The 19,622-nt window shown below is 68.4% G+C and carries 16 protein-coding genes; 3 read left to right on the top strand and 13 right to left on the bottom strand.

The genetic code is table 11. The annotated features are described in order from the left end of the window. The 7 genes from tssA to ACE3TQ_RS19690 form a co-directional block, all read right to left on the bottom strand. Positions 1–491: type VI secretion system protein TssA (gene tssA / locus ACE3TQ_RS19720; protein ID WP_374584147.1), on the bottom strand; the 491-nt coding region annotated here is incomplete at its 3' end. Between the two features lie 8 nt (positions 492–499). Then, positions 500–3,115: a type VI secretion system ATPase TssH gene (gene tssH, locus ACE3TQ_RS19715; protein WP_374584145.1), complete on the bottom strand. Its 2,616-nt coding sequence runs from the start codon at positions 3,113–3,115 to the stop codon at positions 500–502. Continuing rightward, positions 3,112–3,570, bottom strand: a complete 459-nt coding sequence (gene tssE, locus ACE3TQ_RS19710; protein ID WP_374584143.1) for a type VI secretion system baseplate subunit TssE — start codon at positions 3,568–3,570, stop codon at positions 3,112–3,114. The genes tssH and tssE overlap by 4 nt, the downstream gene beginning before the upstream one ends. Before the next feature lie 66 nt (positions 3,571–3,636). Continuing rightward, positions 3,637–4,128: an Hcp family type VI secretion system effector gene (locus ACE3TQ_RS19705; RefSeq protein ID WP_374584141.1), complete on the bottom strand. Its 492-nt coding sequence runs from the start codon at positions 4,126–4,128 to the stop codon at positions 3,637–3,639. Positions 4,129–4,142: 14 nt separating this feature from the next. Beyond that, a complete protein-coding gene (gene tssC / locus ACE3TQ_RS19700; RefSeq protein ID WP_374584139.1) occupies positions 4,143–5,624 on the bottom strand; it encodes a type VI secretion system contractile sheath large subunit in 1,482 nt (493 codons plus the stop codon). Position 5,625: 1 nt separating this feature from the next. Further along, on the bottom strand, positions 5,626–6,120 hold the full coding sequence (tssB, locus tag ACE3TQ_RS19695; protein ID WP_374584137.1) for a type VI secretion system contractile sheath small subunit: 495 nt from the start codon (positions 6,118–6,120) through the stop codon (positions 5,626–5,628). A gap of 10 nt (positions 6,121–6,130) precedes the next feature. Next, positions 6,131–6,712, bottom strand: coding sequence for a tetratricopeptide repeat protein (locus ACE3TQ_RS19690; protein WP_374584135.1), 582 nt, complete (start codon positions 6,710–6,712; stop codon positions 6,131–6,133). A 165-nt stretch (positions 6,713–6,877) separates the two neighbouring features. Between ACE3TQ_RS19690 and tssK the strand changes: the two genes are divergently transcribed. Continuing rightward, the gene (tssK, locus tag ACE3TQ_RS19685) at positions 6,878–8,182 is read left to right on the top strand and encodes a type VI secretion system baseplate subunit TssK (protein WP_374584133.1); all 1,305 of its coding nucleotides are present in this window, start codon (positions 6,878–6,880) and stop codon (positions 8,180–8,182) included. Further along, complete coding sequence (icmH, locus tag ACE3TQ_RS19680) at positions 8,179–8,925, top strand: type IVB secretion system protein IcmH/DotU (protein WP_374584131.1); 747 nt, start codon at positions 8,179–8,181, stop codon at positions 8,923–8,925. The genes tssK and icmH overlap by 4 nt, the downstream gene beginning before the upstream one ends. 6 nt (positions 8,926–8,931) lie before the next feature. On the opposite strand, the gene ACE3TQ_RS19675 is transcribed toward icmH, so the two are convergent. From ACE3TQ_RS19675 to ACE3TQ_RS19660, 4 genes are all read right to left on the bottom strand, one after another. After that, the gene (locus tag ACE3TQ_RS19675; RefSeq protein ID WP_374584129.1) at positions 8,932–9,678 is read right to left on the bottom strand and encodes an OmpA family protein; all 747 of its coding nucleotides are present in this window, start codon (positions 9,676–9,678) and stop codon (positions 8,932–8,934) included. A gap of 13 nt (positions 9,679–9,691) precedes the next feature. After that, positions 9,692–10,630, bottom strand: a complete 939-nt coding sequence (gene tagF, locus ACE3TQ_RS19670; RefSeq protein ID WP_374584127.1) for a type VI secretion system-associated protein TagF — start codon at positions 10,628–10,630, stop codon at positions 9,692–9,694. Next, positions 10,627–14,202, bottom strand: coding sequence for a type VI secretion system membrane subunit TssM (gene tssM, locus ACE3TQ_RS19665; RefSeq protein WP_374584125.1), 3,576 nt, complete (start codon positions 14,200–14,202; stop codon positions 10,627–10,629). Before tssM ends, tagF begins: the two co-directional genes overlap by 4 nt. A gap of 69 nt (positions 14,203–14,271) precedes the next feature. After that, positions 14,272–14,985: a M15 family metallopeptidase gene (locus ACE3TQ_RS19660; RefSeq protein ID WP_374584123.1), complete on the bottom strand. Its 714-nt coding sequence runs from the start codon at positions 14,983–14,985 to the stop codon at positions 14,272–14,274. A gap of 103 nt (positions 14,986–15,088) precedes the next feature. On the opposite strand from ACE3TQ_RS19660, the gene ACE3TQ_RS19655 reads away from it, so the two are divergent. Continuing rightward, positions 15,089–15,646, top strand: a complete 558-nt coding sequence (locus ACE3TQ_RS19655) for a hypothetical protein (protein ID WP_374584121.1) — start codon at positions 15,089–15,091, stop codon at positions 15,644–15,646. Here the strand turns inward: ACE3TQ_RS19655 and ACE3TQ_RS19650 are convergent. After that, a complete protein-coding gene (locus ACE3TQ_RS19650; RefSeq protein ID WP_374584119.1) occupies positions 15,624–16,388 on the bottom strand; it encodes an alpha/beta fold hydrolase in 765 nt (254 codons plus the stop codon). The two genes, ACE3TQ_RS19655 and ACE3TQ_RS19650, sit on opposite strands and share 23 nt — an antisense overlap. A 9-nt stretch (positions 16,389–16,397) precedes the next feature. Next, the gene (locus ACE3TQ_RS19645) at positions 16,398–19,622 is read right to left on the bottom strand and encodes a DUF748 domain-containing protein (RefSeq protein ID WP_374584117.1); all 3,225 of its coding nucleotides are present in this window, start codon (positions 19,620–19,622) and stop codon (positions 16,398–16,400) included.

Below are 19,622 nucleotides of genomic sequence, written 5' to 3'. Positions count from 1 at the left end.
TGCAGCGCCTGCAGCGCGTCGGCGCAGTACTGCGCGTCCTGCCAGGCCGCCGCCGCATCGGCCGGCGCCGGCATCGCCGCCAGCAGGGCCGGCGTGCGCCCCAGCAGCCAGGCCAGGTTACCGGTGCGCAGTTCCTGTTCGCCGCCCTCCGGCAACGGGTGCACATGCTCCCAGTACCGCTCGCACAGGCCGGCCAGCAGCATGAAGCCATCGCCCAGGCCGCGCAGCTGGTGGGTGTGGGCGCGCGCCTCCGCCAGCCAGACGGCCAGCCGCAGGTCCTTGCTGCGCGTGCGCAGCAGTTCGGCGCAGCGGCTGGCCACCAGCGGCCAGTCGGCGCTGTGCAGCGGCGTCGCCCACTCGCCCTGCTCCAGCGTGGGATCGTCGTGCCGCCGCGCGGCGGCGATCGCGTCCATGCAGGCATCAAACGACACATCCTCGCCGCATGGGTGGTTCTCGCCCAGCGGCACCAGCAAATCCTCGTTCGTGAACATAGGCCCTCCTATTTGGTGGTGATGCGGAACTGCCCCTGGCGCGTGACGCCGGCCTTGACCTTGCTGACCGGCGCGCCGTCCGCCATGCGCGCCAGCAGCACGTCGGCAACGCTGGGCAGCAGGCTGCCGTGCAGGATGTTGTCGATATTGCGCGCGCCGGAATCGGTCTCGGTGCAGCGCGCCAGCACCGCCTGCACCAGCGCGTCGTCCCAGCAGAATTCCGCATGGTGGTTCTCGGCGATGCGTTGGCCGATCCGACCCAGCTTCAGTGCGATGACCTGGGCCAGCGCCTCGTCGGAGATCGGGTAGTACGGCACCACTTGCAAGCGGCCCAGGAAGGCCGGTTTGAAGTGCCGCACCAGTTGCGGCCGCAGCAGGGCGTCCAGTTCTTCCGGCGTCGGCAGCGCGCCGTTCGCGCGGTTCAGGCAAGCCTGCATGATGGCGCCCGATCCCAGGTTGGACGTCAGGATGATGACGGTGTTGCTGAAGTCGACCAGCTGGCCTTCCGCGTCTTCCAGCATGCCGCGGTCGAACACCTGGTAGAACAGCTCCAGCACGTCCGGATGCGCCTTGTCGGCTTCGTCCAGCAGCACCACGCAGTAGGGGCAGCGCCGTACCGCCTCGGTCAGCACCCCGCCCTCGCCGTAGCCGACGTAGCCGGGCGGCGAGCCTTTCAGGCCGGCCACGCTGTGCGGCTCCTGGTATTCGCTCATGTTGATGGTGACCAGCTTGCGCTCGCCCCCATACAGCAGGTCCGCCAGGGCCAGCGCGGTTTCGGTCTTGCCCACGCCGGACGGGCCTGTCAGCAGGAACACGCCCTTCGGCTTGCGCGGATCGTCCAGCCCGGCGCGCGCGGTGCGCATGCGCTGCACGATAGCCTCCACCGCATGCGCCTGGCCCAGCACGCGCGATTCCAGCGCAGGCTTGAGCTGCTGCACCGTGCGGATCTCGTCGCGCAGCATGCGGCCGACCGGGATGCCGGTCCATGCCGCCACGACGCCGGCCACCACATGGCGGTCTACCTCCAGCGGCACCATCGGCTGCTCGCGCTGCAGCGCCTGCAGCTCGGCCTGGGCGGCCGCCGCCGCCTCGCCGGCGCCGTCACGCCGCAGCGCGGCAACGCGGGCGCACAGTTCGCGCTCGCGCTCATGCCGCGCAGCCAGCTCGCCATGCCAGGCCTGCAGGCTGCCGCGCTCATCGCGCAGGGCCGGCAACGCTGACGGTGCGCCGTCGCCCGCGCCCGCCGCGCTGGCCGCATCGCGCTCCAGGGCCGCAATCTGCGCCGACAGGCGCTCGATCTGGCAGGCCGCATCCTCCAGCATGGCGGGCGCCGCGCACTGGCCCAGCGCCACGCGCGCGCAGGCGGTGTCCAGCACGCCGACCGCCTTGTCCGGCAACTGGCGGCTGTTGATGTAGCGGTGCGACAGGCGCACCGCCGCCGTCACCGCATCGTCGCGCACGCGCACGCCGAAGTGCGCCTCCATCAACGGCACCATGGCGCGCAGCATGGCTGCCGCCTTGTCCTCGTCCGGCTCCTCCACCTTGACCACCTGGAAGCGGCGCGCCAGCGCGGCGTCCTTCTCGAAATAACGCTTGTACTCGCTCCAGGTGGTGGCGGCGATGGTGCGCAGCTCGCCGCGCGCCAGGGCCGGCTTGAGCAGGTTGGCGGCATCTCCCTGCCCGGCCGCGCCGCCGGCGCCGATCATGCTGTGTGCCTCGTCGATGAACAGCACCACCGGATGCGGGCTGCGGCGCACCTCGTCGATCACATTCTTCAGGCGCGCCTCGAACTCGCCGCGCACGCTGGCGCCGGCCTGCAGCAGCGCCAGGTCGAGCGCATGGATCGCCACGTTCGCCAGCGGGGGCGGCACCTCGCCGGCGGCGATGCGCAGCGCCAGTCCTTCCACCACGGCGGTCTTGCCGACGCCCGCCTCGCCCGTCAGGATCGGGTTGTTCTGGCGCCGCCGCAGCAGGATGTCCATCAGCTGCCGCACCTCCGCGGCGCGCCCGATGACCGGGTCCAGCTTGCCGTCGCGCGCCAGCTGGCACAGGTTGACGGTGTATTGCGCCAGCGCCGGCGCATTCGCAGCTGCCGGCGCGTCGCGCGAGTCGGCCACGGCGGGCGTGGCGGGCATTGCCGGTGCGGCCTCCGCCGAACCCGCCACATATTTCTCAAGGCGGTGCTTCAGACCGTCCACCGGGAAGCGCGCGAACAGGCCGGAGACGCGCGCCGCCTGCTGCGACAGCTCCGCCTCGGTCAGGAGCGCCAGCAACAGGTGGCCGCCGCGCACCTGGTCCGGCTGCGGCAGCGCCAGCGAGGCAATCAGCCAGGCGTGTTCCAGCATCAGTTGCAGGCGCCGTGCAAAGACCGGCACCCGGGCCGCGGCAATGTGCACGCCGGCCAGCTCGCGCCGCAGGTCGGCCTCCAGCGCCGTCGGGCTGACATCGCAGCGCCGCGCAATGGTGCACAGGTCGCCCTCCTGCTGCTCCAGCATGGCCAGCAGCAGGTGCTCCACATCGACCTCGCCATGGCCCATGCCGATGGCGATATTGGCAGCGCGGGTGGCGGCGCCACGGCAGGCGCCGTTCAGTTTTCCGATCAGTGTCTTCAGTTGAATGCTCATGCGATGGCTCCGCGCTTGATGGAATATTGCAGCGATGACGGTTGCAGCGCGGCGCTGAAGCTGACCGCCTCCTCCGCGCCATGCCCTTGCAGCACGCCGACGATGACGATGTCGATGCGGTTGACGGTGCCGCTGGACGGTGCCAGCGACACCTGCACGCCGCGCAGGCGCGGTTCGTGCCGCTCGACGGCCAGGCGCACGCTGGCGCAGATGCGCGCCCGGTCCGCGCTGCTGCTGTGCGACAGCCCGGCGAAATCCGCCAGGCCAAAGTTGAGGATCGAACGCGCGCACTCGGGATAGGCCGCCAGCGCCTCCTGCGGCAAGGCTGTGCGCGTGTTGAGCAGCATTTCCAGGTCGCGCGCCACGCTTTCCTTGAGCTGCTCCTGCGACAGGAACCGCGCGCCGCGATGATTCCCCAGCAAGCGGTCGAACAAGCCCGGCCTGCATCCGTCCATTTCCGCACCTCCGCATAAAAAAGCGGCTGCAACGCTCACACGCCGCAGCCGCAACTCCCTCCAAAATCAGGCGATCCGGTTCGCTGCCAGATCCCAGCCGCCCGACGTGTTGCCGCCGATGCCGCCCGAGATACGCTGCTGGGTGTACTTCCAGCGCACTTTGGAGAACTTGAAGCCCACTTCCTCGGTCAGGATGTCGCCCTCGTTCACGGCCGGCGACACGGCGCCGATCAGGACGTTGTCCAGCTCGATCTCGAAATACTTGACCCGCTCGCCCTGCGCGTCGGCGCGCATGAATTCCAGCCGGGCCTTGGGGATGGTGCGGCCGGCGGCGCAGGTCTGCAGCAGGATGGGCGAGGCCAGGTCGGCCAGTTTGGTGATCACGATGTCGCGGTGCTCGCAACGCTCCGCCGTGTGGCCGCCGCCGGTGGAGGACGTGGCGGAACGCGGCTGCTCCACGCCCCAGCTGACCGACTTGCACTCGATCCAGTCCTTGTGGCGATCGTCGGTCGACTCCCCCTTGATGCCGTCGATTTGCAGGTATACGTCAATTGCCATCGCAATACTCCTTATCAGTGGTTGGTGGTTTGCGGCAGTTCCGCCACGAGGCGGAGGGAAACGGTCAGCTCGTCGAGCTGGAAATGCGGGCGCAGGAAGCTCACCGCGCGGAACACGCCGGGCCGGCCCGGCACTTCGCTCACCTGCACCGAGGCTTCGCGCAACGGGAACTGGGCCTTCTGCTCCTGGCTGGCGTTATCGTCCAGCAGCACGTACTTCATCAGCCAGCGGTTCAGGAAGTCCTCCACGTTGGAGGCGGCGGCGAAACTGCCGATCTTGTCGCGCATCATGGCCTTCATGTAGTGCGCGATGCGCGACACGGCGAAGATGTACTGCAGTTGCGACGACAGCACGGCGTTGGCGTTGGCCGCCTCCGAACTGTAGCGGCGTGACTTCTGCGCCGACTGCGCGCCGAAGAAGGCGGCGTAGGCGGTGTTCTTGCAGTGCACCAGGGAGATGAATCCAAGGTCGCTCAGCTCCTTCTCGCGGCGGTCGGTGATGGCCACCTCGGTCGGGCACTTCAACGCCACCTCGCCTTCGTCGGTCTTGAAGGTGTGGGTCGGCAGGTCGTCCACCAGGCCGCCGCCTTCCACGCCGCGAATGGCGGCGCACCAGCCGAACTCCTCGTGCGCCTTGGTCAGGCGCGCACCGAAGGCGTAGGCGGCGTTGCACCACAGGTACTTGTGGTGGTCGCGGCCATCCACGTCCTCGACAAAGTTGAAGCCCTCCACCGTGGTGCCATCGACCGGGTTGAACGGCAGGCGGCCCAGGAAGCGCGGCAGGGTCAGGCCGACATAGCGCGCGTCTTCCGATTCGCGGAAGGCCTTCCATTTCGCGTATTCGACCGTGTCGAACACCTTGGCCAGGTCGCGCGGCTTGCCCAGGTCGCCGTAGCTTTCCAACCCGAACAGCTCCGGCGAGGCGGCGCTGATGAAAGGGGCGTGTGCCGCCGCTGCGACATGCGACATCTGCTCGATGAAGTAGATGTCCTCCGGCTGGCGCGAGATTTCGAAGTCGCCCAGCAGGGCGGCATACGGCGAGCCGCCAAAGGTGCCGAACTCCTCTTCGTACACCTTCTTGAACACGGCGCTCTGGTCGAATTCCAGCGCGCTCTGGAAGTCGCGCACCAGCTCGCGCTTGCTGACATTCAGCAGGCGCACTTTCAGCGCAGGTCCGGTGGCGGTGCTGCGCACCAGGTAATGCAGGCCGGTCCAGCTTTGCTCGAGCTTCTGGAAGGCCGGCGTGTGCATGATGGCGCTGAGCTGCTCGGAGATGATGCGGTCCAGCTCCGCCACCCGGGCATCGATGGTGGCCGACAGGTTATGCGACATCTGCACCGTGCCCTGCATCACCTGGCGCGCCAGCTCGCCGATGATGTCGCGCGCCCGTTCATGCTCGCTGCTCGACTTGGCGACCTTGCTCTCTTCGACGATGCGGTCCAGCAGGTCGCCCTGCTCCGCCAATGCCGGCGCTGCGGCCATTGCTTGCGCTGTCATGTCAGTCCTCCTTGGGCGCCAGGGCCGCCAGGTTTTCGGTGTTCTGCAGCACGTCGGTCAGCAGGTCTTCCAGCCGGTCGTTGCCGGCCAGCTTGTTGCGCAGGTCGGCCAGCTTGCTGCGCGCCTCGAGCAGTTTGCCCAGCGGTTCGACCTGGCGCACGATGGCCTCCGGCCGGAAGTCCTGCATCGACGCGAAACGCAGCTCCACCGGGAACTCGCCCTCGCCGCCCAGCCGGTTGGGCGCCGCAAAGCGCAGCACCGGATTGACCCCGGCCAGCACTTCGTCGAAGTTGCCGCTGTCGATGTTGACGAAGTTGCGCTCCTTCAGGCGCTTCTGCGGCGCATCCGGATTGCCGCCGAAATCGCCCATGACGCCGACCACGAAGGGCAGCTCCTTGTTTTCCATCGCGTCGCCGACTTCAACGTCGTACGTCATCTGCACGCGCGGTGGACGGACCTTGGCCAGGCGCTTTTGCACGCTGTCACGGTTAGCCATTGATTGCTCCTTATTTGAGTGCGCCGAAAGGATCGGCAGCGGTGGACGGGTTTGGCGCGCTGCGCGGCACTGGCAGCTTGATCGGCGGCGCCACTTTGCGCGGCGCCTTGTTCGCGCCAGCCACCGGCACCAGCACGTCTTCGCCCAGCGTGGTGCGCAGCATGCGCGCCAGTTCCTGCGCTTCGCTGCGCACCGAGCCGCCAAGATTGCTTTGCTGGCTCAATTCCGCCAGCGATCGGGTCGACAGCCGCAGGCCGCTGACGGCAATGATGCTGTGCGCCTGCTTGTCGGCAGGATCGCGCTGCAGCACCTCCTGCGCCTGCACGATGGCCTCGCTGTAGTTGGCGCGGTCGAAGCGCGTCTGCGCCATCTGCAGCCACGGCGCCTTCTCGGCCGGATAGCTGGCCGCCGCGGCCTTCAGTACGGCCTGCGACTTGTCATGCTGGCCGGCCGCCGCCGCGCGGTCGGCGTCCGCCAGCATGCTCTCCAGGGTTTGCAGGCCGGCTTTATCGCCGCGCTGCAGGGGTGAATCGGTCGCGCAGCCGGCCAGCGTGGCCGCGCCAATCAGTACTGCCGTCAGGGATTTGCGCATGGTCCTCTCCTTCCGCAAAGTGAAGGCCATTATTGGATACCTTGGCCGGCATGCCCTTGCGTTGTCTCAAAGCCCGCGGCTTTGGCGGCGCCGCTGTTTGCGCGGGCGCAAACATGACCGGTTGCGCGGCGGCTTTAATGGAAGCCTGGACACGAGGAGAACGGCATGGCCTTACCGGCGAAAATACTTTGGAGCGAAGGACTTTTCCTGCGCCCGCAGCACTTCCAGCAGCAAGACCGCTATCACGAAGCGCGCCTGCACGCGACGGCGCTGGCGGCGCAGCCGATGCTGTGGGGCGTGCAGCTGCTGGAATGGGACAGCGCGGCGCTGGCCAACGGCAAACTGCGCGTGCTTGCGCTGCAGGCCCTGTTCCGCGAGGGCGGCATGTTCGACGCGCCGGGCAGCGATCCGCTGCCGCCGGCGGTCGACCTGGAAGCCTTGCCGCCCGAGGTGCAGCAGGTGACCTACTACGCGGCCATGCCAGCGCACGACGCCGACCGCTTCGCCCAGTCCGAGCGCGAAACGGCGGACCTGTTCAGCGATGCCTTGCCGGCTGGCCTGACCTACCTGCGCAAGCAGGTGCGCCTGGTATCGGACCTCGAGCCGCGTGGCGCCTATGACTGCTTCCCCCTGCTCCACCTGCGGCGCGTGGTGTCCGGCAGCTTCGAGATCGACCCGGCATTCATGCCGCCATCGCTGTCGATCGGCGCCACGCCGCGCCTCAAGCTGCTGCTGGAGCAGCTGATGGACGCCCTGCAGGCCAAGAGCAATGCGCTGCAGGGCCATATGCGCGAGCCAAGCCGCAATGTCATCGAGTACCGCAGCGGCGATGTATCCTCCTTCTGGCTGCTGCACACGGTTTCCACCGCCGCCGCCACGCTGCTGCACTTCCTGCGCCACCCGGGGCTGCATCCGGAACGGCTCTACCAGGCCATGCTGGGACTGGCCGGCGGGCTGATGACGTATTCGCGGCTGGTGCACCTTGGCAGCCTCCCGGCCTACGAGCACGGCGCGCCCGGGCCGTCCTTCCTGCAGCTCGATGGCTTGATCCGCGAACTGCTCGACACCGTTATCTCGGCCCGCTACTTCGCAATCGCCCTGAATGAGGAGAAGCCCGGCTACCATACCGGCAAGCTCGATTCGGGCAAGATCGGCGCAGGCGCCGCACTGTACCTGGCGATCGCCGCCGCCATGCCGGCCCTGGAGCTGGTCGATGCGGTGCCGCTGCGCGTGAAAGTCGGCGCGCCCGACGACGTGGAGCAATGCGTGCTGTCGGCCATGCCCGGCGTGAAGCTGCTGCACGCGGCGCAGGTGCCGTCCGCCATACCGGTGCGGCCGGACACCTTCTATTTCGCCCTTGAGAACCGCGGCGTGCTGTACGAACAGATGATCAAGGCGCAATCCATTTCCATCTACGTGCCGGCAGGGATCAAGGACCTGCGGCTCGAACTCCTGGTGGTGACAGCATGAGCCAGTTCGTTGAACGCCGCGCGGCGGCGCCGCAGCAACGCATCCCGAGCCTGGTGGAACTGATGCACGAGGGCTTCCACATGCTGTCTATGCTGCGCCATGGCAGCGCACCGCCGGCGGAAGCGGAGTTTGGCGCCGCCATCCGCACCTTCCTCGACGCCGTCAGCAACGAAGCGCGCGCCCAGCGCATCGCCGTGGACGACATCGAGGATGCCAAGTATGCGTTCTGCGCGGCGCTTGACGAAATCATCCTGGCCTCGGCCTTCCCGCTGCGCGATGCCTGGGAGCGCCGCCCGCTCCAGCTGCTGCTGTTCGGCGACCAGCTGGCCGGCGAACACTTCTTCGACAAGCTGGAACAATTGCGCCTGAAAGGCGGCGAGCGGCTGCAGGCGCTGCAGGTCTTCCATATGTGCCTGCTGCTCGGCTTTCGCGGGCGCTACGCGCTGGAGGGTGCCGACCGCCTGTCCTACCTGGCGGCGCGCCTGGGCGACGAGATCGCCCACCTGCAAGGCAAGGGAAAAGGATTCGCGCCGCGCGCCGCCCGGCCCGACAACATCGCCCACAAACTGCAATCGAACACACCTTACTGGATCGCCGCCGGCGTCTTCACCCTGGCCGCGGCACTGGCGTTCGGCGCCATGCGGCTCACGCTGGACAGCTCCACCAGCGCCACCCTGGCCGCCTACCACGACGTGGTCAAGCCGCCGGCGCGGCCGGCCACCCTGAGCGTCACGCTGCCCTAGCCGCCGTCAGTCCAGCACGCGGAATTCAATGCGGCGGTTGCGCGCCCGCCCTTCCGCGCTGCTGTTGTCGGCCACCGGCTGGTCGGGCCCGGCCCCGGCGACCGCGATGCTGGCCGCGGCAATGCCCTTGCCCGCCAGGTAGCTGCGCACCGCGCCGGCGCGCGCCAGGCTGAGGGCCAGGTTGGCCTCGCGCGCGCCGGTATTGTCGGTATGGCCGATCACTTCCACCCGGCGGCCGCTGATCTGCGCCATGGCCGCCGCCATCTCGTCCAGGATCTGGATGCCGGACGGCCGTATCACCGCCTGCCCGCTTTCGAACTCGATGATGCGTTTCGCCAGCGCCGTATCGAGCAGTTTCTGCGCCGGCGCGTTGACGCGCAAGCCGTTGCTGATGGTGTAGGTCGGATTGAGGCTGGTGGCCAGGTCGCTGGCCACCTGCTGGCGCATGGCCTCATTCGCCACGTCGCCGCGGATGCCGACCCGGTTGCCCTCCACCGTCAGCTGGCCGCTGCGCACCTGCTTGAGCGGCTCGCCGAGCAGCTTTTGCATATGGCTGCCCCAGTTGGGCGGCGCCACCACATTGCCCACCGCAACCTGGTCCACCACCTGCCCGGCGCCGTACAGCGCGCGCAGGCGCTGCAGGATGGCAGCCTTGGTCGCCTCGTCCGGCACCGTGCCCGATGCCACCACCGGTCCTGCCTGCGCCGCCGCTTGCGCGCACGCCAGGCCGAAAATCAATGCAAGCATGCGCATGGCAGGCTCCCGCTCAGCAAAAAGTTTCGCAATACAGCTGGATGGCGGATGGCAAGCCGAGCTGCCCCTGCTCCAGGCAGGCCGACAGGCGCTGCAGCGCGGGCGCGCTGGCCAGCGTGCCTTCCACCCACGCGCTGTCGGCCAGCAGCACCATGGCGCCGGGCGCCGCCTCCGGATCGATCACCGCCTGCAGGCTGGCCGGGTTGGCGCCGTCCAGCCCCAGCACCAATGCCGGACGCCCGCCGAGCGGCGCCATGAACAGCGCCAGCTCCAGGTCGTGCCGCGCCAGCAGCGGTGCGGCCAGCGTCATCCAGAATGCGGCCACCGGCGCGCGCAGCGTCGCGTCCAGCGGCAACGGCAAGGCCAGGCAGCGCGATGGCGGCGGCGCGCCGTTGCGCAGCGGCGCCAGCAGCTGTCCCAGCGCCAGCAACAGGCGCCGCACCGGCACGCCGTCCAACTGCGCCTGCAGCGATGCCACCGAAGCGACGGCGAAGTAATCGTCCAGCGCGGTGCGCGCCGCCGGCAGGTCCGGCAGCGCGGGCGGCAGTTTGCTGTCGCCCGGCTGTGCGGCGGCCGCCGCCGACGCCAGCAGCGCCCAGGCCGGCGCCAGCGCCAGCGGGCTGCACGGCAGGAAGCTGCGCGGCTCCGCGACCTGGTGCACGGCCATGCAGGCAAAGGGGAAACGGCGCGCCGACTGGTCGCGGCTGGCCAGCAGGTGGCCGCTGACCACCTGCCGCGTACGCGTGCCGAGGAAGGCGAAGTCGAGTGGCGGGCAGGCGTCGTAATGCTGGCGCCAGCGCGGGTTGGCCGACAGGCGCTGCATTACGCTGGCCAGCCACTGGTCCGTCAGTTCCACCAGCACCTGGTCGCCCGCCGAGCGCACAAAGTCGCCGTGGCCGGGCAGCTTGCCGAAATAGGCGATGCGCTGCGTGGCGTGTGCGCCGGCTGTCATGGCATGCCTCCCTTGCCCGCCACGCTTTGCGGCAGGCGCATGCCGTGGAAACCGCGCTCCTCCGGCCTGCTGCCGGGCGCACTGGTGATGCGCAAGTCCACCACGACGGCAGCGCTGCCGCTGCTCCAGCGAAGTTCATGCACGCCCTCCTCCTTGCGCTTGCGCGCTGCTGAATCGATCATGCGGCGCAAGCCGGCCGGCCCCGCCTCGCTGAACAGCTCAATCGCCTTGCCGTCCGGCGTCACGCCGCTGATGCGCACGCCGCTCGTGCCCTGCGGCCCCGGATACACCATATTCGTCCATTGCTGCACGCCATTGCGGAAGCGCAGCACCTGGCCGTCGATCTCCAGCGAATACTCCGCCAGCCCCATGGCGGGATACGGCAACAGCTGGAACACGGTCTGCGTGCTGGCCGCCACGCCGCCTGCGGCGAGCGGCGCCATCCAGGATGGAAAGCGCTGCAGGGTCGGCGCCGGGATCGTGATGCCGATATCGCCCCAGGTGCGCGGCGCCAGCACATCGCCGCGCCGCACCACCAGGGGGCCGAGCGATGCGGCGACAAACTTGGCGATCGCCCCTTCCGGCCCGAACACCTGCCCGATTTCGGCGGCGCTGGCCTCGGCGCTGCCGGCCGGCGCGAAGGGGAACTTGGCCGCCAGCGTGCGGTTGAAGGGCTCGAAGACCTGCGCCTGCCAGGTCTTGTTGATCTCCGCCTCGGCCGGCCCCACCAGCCCCGCGAACACCTGCAGCAGCGGCCGCACCAGCAAAGGCCGCACCGCCTGCCGTTGCGCATCGCCCAGTCCGGCCATCATCTGTTCGTCGACATGGCGCAAGGCGTCGGCCAGCTCGGAGCCGCTGCCCTCCAGCGTCTGCTGCATCAGCTGGCGCGCGCCGGGGCCGGGGTCGCCCTGGTTGCGGATGGCGTTCAGGCGCGCCCGCAGGCGCGACAGGTTGTCCAGGTAGGCGCGCAGCAGCGAGCCATCCTTGTCGCGGCTGGCCACCAGGCCGGCGATCGGGGCGAAGTCGCGGCCCAGCGTGCCGGCCGCCTGCGGCAGCGCCGCATTGACGACGGCCGCACTGCCGCTCGGGGCGCGCTCGAACAAGCGTGCCTTGAACCACTGCGCCAGGCCGGGGTCGGCCTGCTGCATGGCGCTGTTCAGCAGGGCCGGATTGTCCCAGCCAGTTTGCGTCGCCACGCCGCTCCAGACCTTGAGCAGGGGCGACATGGCGGGATCGCCCAGCCGGTTCATCGCCTCGACCATGCGCGGGAAGTCCGGCATGCCGGCCACCACCACCCCTTGCAGGAAGCGAAGCCACTCCTTGCTGTACTCCGCCTTGTAGCTTTCCGTCAGCGCCTTCTGCACCTGCTCTGGGCTACCCTCCAGCGTCAGGTCGTTGCGCTCGGCGGTCTTCAGCACCCAGTCGCTCGATTGCAGGGTGCTGTTGGCGGCATCGCGGATCGCGCCGCGCACATAGCCTTCCCACGCTTCGCGCGTGAAGGCGCCCGATACCGCGTGGCTGCCCTGCACCAGCTCTCGGTCCTGCTCGCCGACCATGCGCGCCACCGTCATGGCCGGGTAGCGCGTACTGGCGCGCGCCTTGATCTCGGCGTACACCCGCTCGCGCGCGGTCATGCCGCGCACCACTTGCCGCAGCTGCTCGCGCGCGGAGTCCACCAGCGCCAGCTTGGGTTCGATGCGCGGCCAGGCGGGATCGTTCACCTGGGCCAGGAAGAACGCCAGCAGCCCTTCGGCGCGCCGCAGCAGTTCTTCGCGCGGCATGGCGCCGCGATTGGTCTCCAGCCAGCCGCGCCAGTGGCGCGTCAACTGGTCGCCCAGGTGGCCGGTTTCCACGTGCGACTTATCGGCCAGCATCAGGTAGGCTTTGAGCGCGTTATAGGAATCCTCCACGCTGCCGGCCTCGCGCCGGCCCATGGCATACAACTGCGATTCGATGCTGCCCGCCACCGGCTTGAGCAGGATCTCCGCCATGCCCTTGAAGTACTCGCTGCGCAGCTTGCGGCCCAGCGCTTCGCCCTGGTACAGCCCCATGCCCAGCTGCCACGGCGTATGCCGGTCCAGCCGCTCCAGCTGCTCAATGCGGTCCTGCAGCAGCTGCAGGGCTTCCAGGCGCGCCTGCAGGTCCGGCCGCAGCGCCTGCAGCTTGACAGCCTTGTCCAGGTCCGCGCCAGCGTTGGCCACCAGCTGGGCGTTGCCGGAATACGACCAGGTCCATGCGCCCAGGCTTGCCCCCAGCAGCAGGACGGCGGCCGCGCAGCCGCCCATGCGCAGCAGGCGCTGCCTGCGGCTCGCGTAGCGCGTCACCAGGTCCTTGTCGGCGAAGATCACCTCGCGGAACAGCTTGGGCAGGAAATACCCGGCCTGGGCGGCGACCCGCGCCGCTGCTTCGGCCGGGCGGATCAGGCCGAAGCGCCGCGCCACATGCAGCGATTGCGCGCACGATGGCTGCCCCTCCTGCAGCGCGCTGGTGAAGTAATAGCCGCGGAACACGGGACGGAACTGGAACGGGTTGTCTTCGAACAGTGTGGCGAGGAAGGCTTTGAGCGGCGCGCGCAGCGCCGCGAACTCCTGCGGGAAGGTATGCACGCCGGCGGGAACCAGCTCGCGCCGGCGCTGCGTCATGGTAGCGATGGCCATCTCCTGCAGCCCTTCGCACAGCTCGTCGAAGCTTTGCTCGAAGAAGGCCAGCAAGTCGCGGCTGCCCGAGTTGTGCTTGTACGGCATGGTGGCGCCCCAGGCACGCTCGCGCTCCGCCGCTTCCGCGTCGGCGAAGAACTCGCCGAAGCCCGCAATCAGGTCCGCCTTGGTGAACATGACATACACCGGGGCAAACACTTCCAGCCGCTCGATCAGGTCCTGCACGCGCTGGCGCAGGCTGCGCGCCAGCTGGAGCACGGCTTCCGGATCCTCGCCGCGCAGTTCGGCGATGCTGACGGCAATGATGATGCCGTTGACCGGCGCGCGCGGCCGATGCTTCTTCAGCAGTCCCAAGAAGCCATGCCATTCACTGCGGTCGCTGTCCTGCACCGCGTAGCGGCCTGCGGTGTCGAGCAGGATGCCTTCGGCGGCGAAGAACCAGTCGCAGTGGCGGGTGCCGCCCACGCCCTGGATCGCCTTTGCCCCGGCCACCGGGAACTGCAGGCCCGATTGGGTGATTGCACTGCTCTTCCCTGCGGCCGGATTGCCGATCACCATGTACCACGGCAGCGCATAGAGCGCACGCGCGCCCGAGGCGCGGCCCAGGCGCGAATTCCTGATCGTCCCCAGCGCCTCCAGCATGGCGCTGCGCACCGCCTCCAGGTCCGCTTGCGCGCGCGCTTCGGCAGGTGCCGGCTCGGGCGCAGGGACGGCCTGCTGCCGTTCGGCGTGATAGCGCCTCAGCCACCATATCGCCAGCGCCAGCAGCGCGATCGCCAGCAGCGCCCCGATAGCCCAGATCAGGGCCAGCTGCAGTAGTTCGGCGCCAAGGAACAGCACTCCGGCCAGCAGCAGCAAGGCCAGGATGTTCAGCAGGCGGCGGTCGGTGAGCGCGTACCAGATTCGTTGCAGCATGATGGGCAGAAAAAAGGAGGCAGGTTGGCCGATGTTGCCATCAAGCTGGACGCTTGCCCTTGAGCCGCCTCAAGTCCTGGCGTCGCGTTTGCGCAATTCGGTGTGGCCGAAATCCATCATCGTCCAGCGGCCGCCCCACACCATGCCAAGCGATTCAGCCACTTCGCCATACAGCTGGTAGCCGCGCATGGCCCAGGGATCGCGTTCGCTGATCACCAGGCGGCCATCGCGCACAAAGGCGCAATCGGCGGCCAGCCCGAACTGGTGATAGCTCTGGAAGGCGCGCGCGTTACTGACGTGGCTTCCCGCTGCGGCCAGGCTATCCTGCCGCTCGGGGCTGCGGTAGCCCTCCAGCAGCGCCATGTCGTATCCGTGGCGTTCGCGCATCAGGTTAAACACCAGCAGCAGCCGGCGCGCGAAATCCGGCTCCAGGCGCTGCCAGTCGCGGTCCGCCAGGGACAGCATGGGACGCAGCAGCTCCACCTCTGCCGTGGAGAAGGCCAGCGGCGGCAAGGGCGGCGGTGGCACCAGCTGCTCGCCTTGCAGCAGTGCTTCAATCTGCGGGTCGACGGGGCGTGCGCTGGCTTCGAAGGCCGGCAGCATCTGCTGCGGACGCATCAGGCGCACCAGCAGCGGCGGCATTCCTGCCAGGGCCAGGGCGCCCGCGCCGATCAGGAAGTGGCGCCGCTGGCGTGGGCCAGGCTTGCGCTTGGGTGGAAACAGCAACAGCCAGCCGGCTGCGACGGCCCCGGTAAAGAGAATCGCCACGAAAAATAGCAACATGGTGCGTTCCATCAATACGAAAGCGCATGCGGCGCGCGACACTTCCATCCTAGGCTGGCCCGCGCGCTTGCGGGTCGACGGAAATCAAGCTTTGGGAGGGCTTATGCAGCCAGATTTGTTTGCGGGACCTGCGCAACGGGATGACAGCTATCGCATCCTGGCGCGCCTGGCGCACGGCGGCAGCTTGCCGACGCCGGCGCGCAGCTGGCGCCTGGGCGCGACACTGCGATCGAGATTGGTCGTGGCGGGGGGATTGCTGTCCTTGTGCGCCGTGGCCTGGGTGTGGCTGGGAAGCGCGCACAAACAGCCGCCCCCCGGCGAGATGGCAGCGCCGACCGCTCCCGGTCCGGCACCGCGCGAACGCGTTGACATCCCCCAACCTGTGGCGGCGACAATCGTCAGCCAGGTGGAACCGCCTGTTCCCCCGCCAGCCGCGCCGGCACACGCAGCCAGCACGCCACCCCAAACGGGTACGGCACGGCCGGCCGCTGCGGCAGCCCGGGAGCCGGCGAAGCTTGCCCGGCGCGGGGCGCCAGCGGCCGTCACGCCGCAGCGCAGCGCGGCACCAGTGGAGAACGATGAAGACGTGACCCTGCTGACCGCAATGCTCAAACACGCCAAGCCGCAGAAGCCGCCCGTCAGCCCGCCGCCAAAGGATTGATGAAGGCCGCCATGGCCTGCAGCGTGCTTTCCGGCTGTTCCAGGTGGGGACTATGTCCGCAGCCCGGCAGCAGCAATTGCCGCGCCCCCGGCACCGCGCGCTCGATGGCGCCGAGCTGGGCGCCGGAGCCGTACTGGTCGTCTGCGCCCTGCACTGCCAGCAGCGGGCAGGCAATCGACGGCAGCAGGTACTCGATGTTCCAGTAGCGGAAGGGCGGCGCCAGCCACGTATCGGCCCAGGCGGAAAACACCTGTGCCGCCTTGTCGCCGTGGTAGCGCGCCAGCCCGCGCAGTTTGCCGGCTGCATGGGCCTGCACTGCTTCGCGGACGCCCTCCAGCGTGATCTCCTCCACGAACACGTGGGCCGCTGCGGTGACGACTGCACGCAGGCCCGCCGGGCGGCCGGCGGCGTAGATCAGGGCGATGCTGCCGCCATCCGAATGGCCGATGACGATATGCTCGCGCCCCGGCGCCACGCGCTGCAGCAAGGCAGGCAACTCGTGCAGCGCGGACTGGTGCAGGTAATGGATGCTGCGCGGCGCGCCGGACGGGGAAGACAGCCCGTAGCCGATGCGGTCATACACCAGGCCCGCGCAGCCGGTCTGCGCGCACAAACGCTCCGGAAAGCCCTTCCACATCGCTGTGCAGCCCAGGCCCTCGTGCAGGAACACCAGCAAGGGCTTGCGCCCATCGCCATCGATCAGCGCGTAGTGCAGGAAGGCGCCATCCAGCTCCAGCAGCATGCGGCCTCCCTAACGCAGCGCGAAATCGACGCGGGCGGGCGCGCCGGCCTTCGGCGCCACGAGGAAGATGCGCTCAGGCGCCACCTGGCCCGGCCCCACCAGCCAGTCCTTGGCGGCCTGCGCGCGGCGGTTGCCGAGCGTGATGAAGTCATCCTGCTCGAAGCGGATGTTAGCCAGCATGAGCTTCTCCATCTCCTCCTGCGGCAGCGATTTGACCATGCCCAGTGCATTGCGCGGCTTGGCGAAGGTCTCGTCCTTGTACGCGCGCGCCAGCAAGGCCGCCTGCTCCTCCCTGGCGACCACCACGCCGCCTTCCGGCAGGGCCGCACCGCGCGCCTGCAGGTCGCGCGTCTTGAGCTGGCGCAGCTTGCGTTCCAGCGCTACGCGTTTGAGCGCATCGGTCTCCGCTTCCTCGTCGAAGCGGCCGGTGATGTCCAGCTTCAGTCCGGGACGCTCGGTCAGCGCCTTGGCCAGCGATTTCAGCTTGTTCTCGGATGCCGGCAGCAGCACAGCGCGGCCCTTGTCAAACTCCAGCATCGACAGTTCCTCGCCGCCGCCGAACAGGGATCCGATCAGGGCAAATGGTGCGGTCACGGTTTTCATGATGGCATTGCCGATCACCTTGAGGATGATCCCGCCCAGCGAGAACTGCGGGTCGTCCAGCGAGCCGCCAATCGGCACGTTGATGTCGATCACCCCATTGCGGTCGCTGAGCAGCGCCACCGCCAGTTGCACCGGCAGCCTGGTCGCCTCCGGATTGGTGCTCTCCTTGCCGAAAGTGAGCTGGTCGAGCACCAGCCGGTTCTCGGCTTTCAGCTGGCGGTTCTCCAGCTGGTAGGCCACTTCAAACGTCATCTTGCCTTTTTCGATGCCGTAGCCGACGTACTTGTCCGAATAGGCGGACAGCTGCGACAGCTCCATGCCGCGCACATCGGCGCGCAGGTCAAGCGACAGCTCCTGCTTCAACGGATGGACGCGGCCGGCGATCAGCAGCGGCGCCCCGCTCACATGGCCGCGCAAATCGACGGTGGCATCGTGCGCCGGGTCCGATGACAGGCGATTGACGGTTCCCGCCAGGTCCTTCAGGTTAGCTGTGTAATTAGGCTTGATGAAGTTGTCGGTGAAGCGCACCCGCCCTCCCGACAGCACCAGTTTGCCGATGCGGATCGGCGGCAGCGGTTCGGCCGGCTTGGCGGGCGCCTGCGCGAGCCGCGTCTCGCCTGGCTTCGGCGCCTCACCCGGCTGCGTCCCCTTGCCCGCTTTCGCATCCTTCGCCGCCTGGGCGCGTGCCCCGGCCTCCGTCAGGCTCTTGCCTTCCTCTCCCTCCTTGCGCACCACGTCCTGCACATTGATGCGGCCGTTCGGGTCAATGATCACACGCGCAAAAAAATCGTCCAGTGCGACGCGCTCGATACTCAATCCAAACGGCTTGAAATTCACGTCCATGCCGCCGAAAGCCAGCGACTTCCAGCTCAGGAAATCATTTGCGCTGGTTTTATCGACCGTGGACAGACGGTTCACGCTGACGTCGCCCTTGAAGCCGCCGCTTACCGCGCCATCCTTGCCGGTCTCCAGCTGCAGGCGGGCCTTGCTGCTCACAGCGGCCTGCACCAGGCGCAGGTTCACATAGTCCGTCACATACGGCTGCAGCGGCAGCAGGTCAAAGTTCTTCAGGTCCAGCGCCAGGTCGGCCTTGAACGGCGCCGGCGCCAGCTGGCCCTTGATATCGAGCTGCCCTTTGTTGATGCCGGTGCTCAGCGCCACCTCCGCCGCAGCGCCGGGGGCGTTGGAGTAGCCGTCCATCGACAGCGACAAAGGCGACAGCTTGAACACCGTCGGCTCGTCGTGGAAGTCTTCGCGCACCCTGGCCGACCACTCGCTGATCGCCAGCTTGCCCAGCTTGATCTGCAGCGGCGCTTCATCCTTGCCCGTGGCGGCTGGCTTGGCCGGTGCGGCCTTGCCGCTGGTTTTGCCCTGGTGGACGTCGATCTCCGCGCTGCCGGAAGTCACCGCTGCGATATCCAGCGTACGCTTGGCGCCATCAAAGGCAATGTCCTGCACGCGCAAGCCGAACTTGGCAAGGTTGGCGCGCAGGGCCGCCTGCGGCGTCTCGTCCGCGTAACGTAAGGCTGCTTTGGACAGGTTCAGCTCCTTGAGCACCACCACCGGGCCGGTCGTCGCCGCCGGGACCGGGGCCGGGGCGGGTGCCGGGGCCGGAGCTGGGGCCGCGGCCGGCGCGGGAGCCGGCACCAGCTGGTCCAGGTTCAGCTGCCCGTCCTTGTTGCGCAGGACATCGAGCTCCAGGCCATCCAGGTCAAGCTGCGCGATCTCGTAGCGCTGGGCCAGCAAGTCCAGCTTGGCCAGCCTGACTTTCAATGCATCGAGCTTGGCCACCTGCTTGCCGTCCAGCTGCTGCAACTGCACGCCAGTCAGGCTGGCTTCACCGCCCAGCATCAGCGATGCCGGCTTGTCCTTCGGCTGCACCACGGTCAAATTCAGCTGCGCCTCCAGCTGCGCCGACGGCAGGCGGAAGCCCGGCTTGAACGGCAGATAGCCCAGGTAGCTCGTCAGGTCCACCTTATCCAGCTTGAGGTCCAGCGCATAATCCTTCGGCTCTGCGAATGGCCGCGCCTTCCCCTTCAGCAGCAGCGGCGCGCCGTTGACGTTCGCGCTGAACAGCGGCTCCACAAAAATCGTCACATCCGCCGGCAGCGAAGAAACGAAAGGCAAGCCCAGTTTCAGTTCCTGCACCTTATGCGTTACGCCGGCCGGCTTGTCCTCGAACGACAGGCTGCCCTCTTCCACCTGGATATTGTTCACCGAAAAGCGTGCTGGCTCCGGCGACGGCGGCTGGCTGGCAACCAGCTGCAGGATATCGTCGATGTTGTACTTGTTCGCCTCGTTGCGCGACAGGTGGACGTAGGGCCGGCCCAGGCGCACTTCCTGCACCACCGGCGCCAGGCGCGCCACCGATTGCCAGGACAGGTCGGCCGCCAGGCGCTCGAAGCTGGCAAAGACGGTGGCGCCATCCGGCTCCATCAGCCGCAGGCCGCGCACGGAGGCGCTCAGGGTGAACGGGTTGAACGTGACTTCTTCGATGCTCAGCTGGCGGTGCAGTTTTTCCGCTGCCATCTGGCTGGCCTGCGACTTCACGATCGCCGGCACAGCCAGGAAGCCGATGCCGGTATACGCCAGCAGCAGCCCCGCAACCGCGCCGGGGACAAGGTATTTCAA

The sequence above is a fragment of the Pseudoduganella sp. genome, assembly GCF_041914865.1.
Classification (GTDB): domain Bacteria; phylum Pseudomonadota; class Gammaproteobacteria; order Burkholderiales; family Burkholderiaceae_D; genus Rugamonas.
The sequence above is the reverse complement of the archived record's forward strand: the minus strand, read 5'-3'. Positions and strand labels throughout refer to the sequence as shown.

Coding starts and splice junctions, on each gene's coding strand:
- tssH (WP_374584145.1), bottom strand. CDS start 3,115: ATGAGCATTCAACTGAAGACACTGATCGGAAAACTGAACGGCGCCTGC.
- tssE (WP_374584143.1), bottom strand. CDS start 3,570: ATGGACGGATGCAGGCCGGGCTTGTTCGACCGCTTGCTGGGGAATCAT.
- ACE3TQ_RS19705 (WP_374584141.1), bottom strand. CDS start 4,128: ATGGCAATTGACGTATACCTGCAAATCGACGGCATCAAGGGGGAGTCG.
- tssC (WP_374584139.1), bottom strand. CDS start 5,624: ATGACAGCGCAAGCAATGGCCGCAGCGCCGGCATTGGCGGAGCAGGGC.
- tssB (WP_374584137.1), bottom strand. CDS start 6,120: ATGGCTAACCGTGACAGCGTGCAAAAGCGCCTGGCCAAGGTCCGTCCA.
- ACE3TQ_RS19690 (WP_374584135.1), bottom strand. CDS start 6,712: ATGCGCAAATCCCTGACGGCAGTACTGATTGGCGCGGCCACGCTGGCC.
- tssK (WP_374584133.1), top strand. CDS start 6,878: ATGGCCTTACCGGCGAAAATACTTTGGAGCGAAGGACTTTTCCTGCGC.
- icmH (WP_374584131.1), top strand. CDS start 8,179: ATGAGCCAGTTCGTTGAACGCCGCGCGGCGGCGCCGCAGCAACGCATC.
- ACE3TQ_RS19675 (WP_374584129.1), bottom strand. CDS start 9,678: ATGCGCATGCTTGCATTGATTTTCGGCCTGGCGTGCGCGCAAGCGGCG.
- tagF (WP_374584127.1), bottom strand. CDS start 10,630: ATGACAGCCGGCGCACACGCCACGCAGCGCATCGCCTATTTCGGCAAG.
- tssM (WP_374584125.1), bottom strand. CDS start 14,202: ATGCTGCAACGAATCTGGTACGCGCTCACCGACCGCCGCCTGCTGAAC.
- ACE3TQ_RS19660 (WP_374584123.1), bottom strand. CDS start 14,985: ATGTTGCTATTTTTCGTGGCGATTCTCTTTACCGGGGCCGTCGCAGCC.
- ACE3TQ_RS19655 (WP_374584121.1), top strand. CDS start 15,089: ATGCAGCCAGATTTGTTTGCGGGACCTGCGCAACGGGATGACAGCTAT.
- ACE3TQ_RS19650 (WP_374584119.1), bottom strand. CDS start 16,388: ATGCTGCTGGAGCTGGATGGCGCCTTCCTGCACTACGCGCTGATCGAT.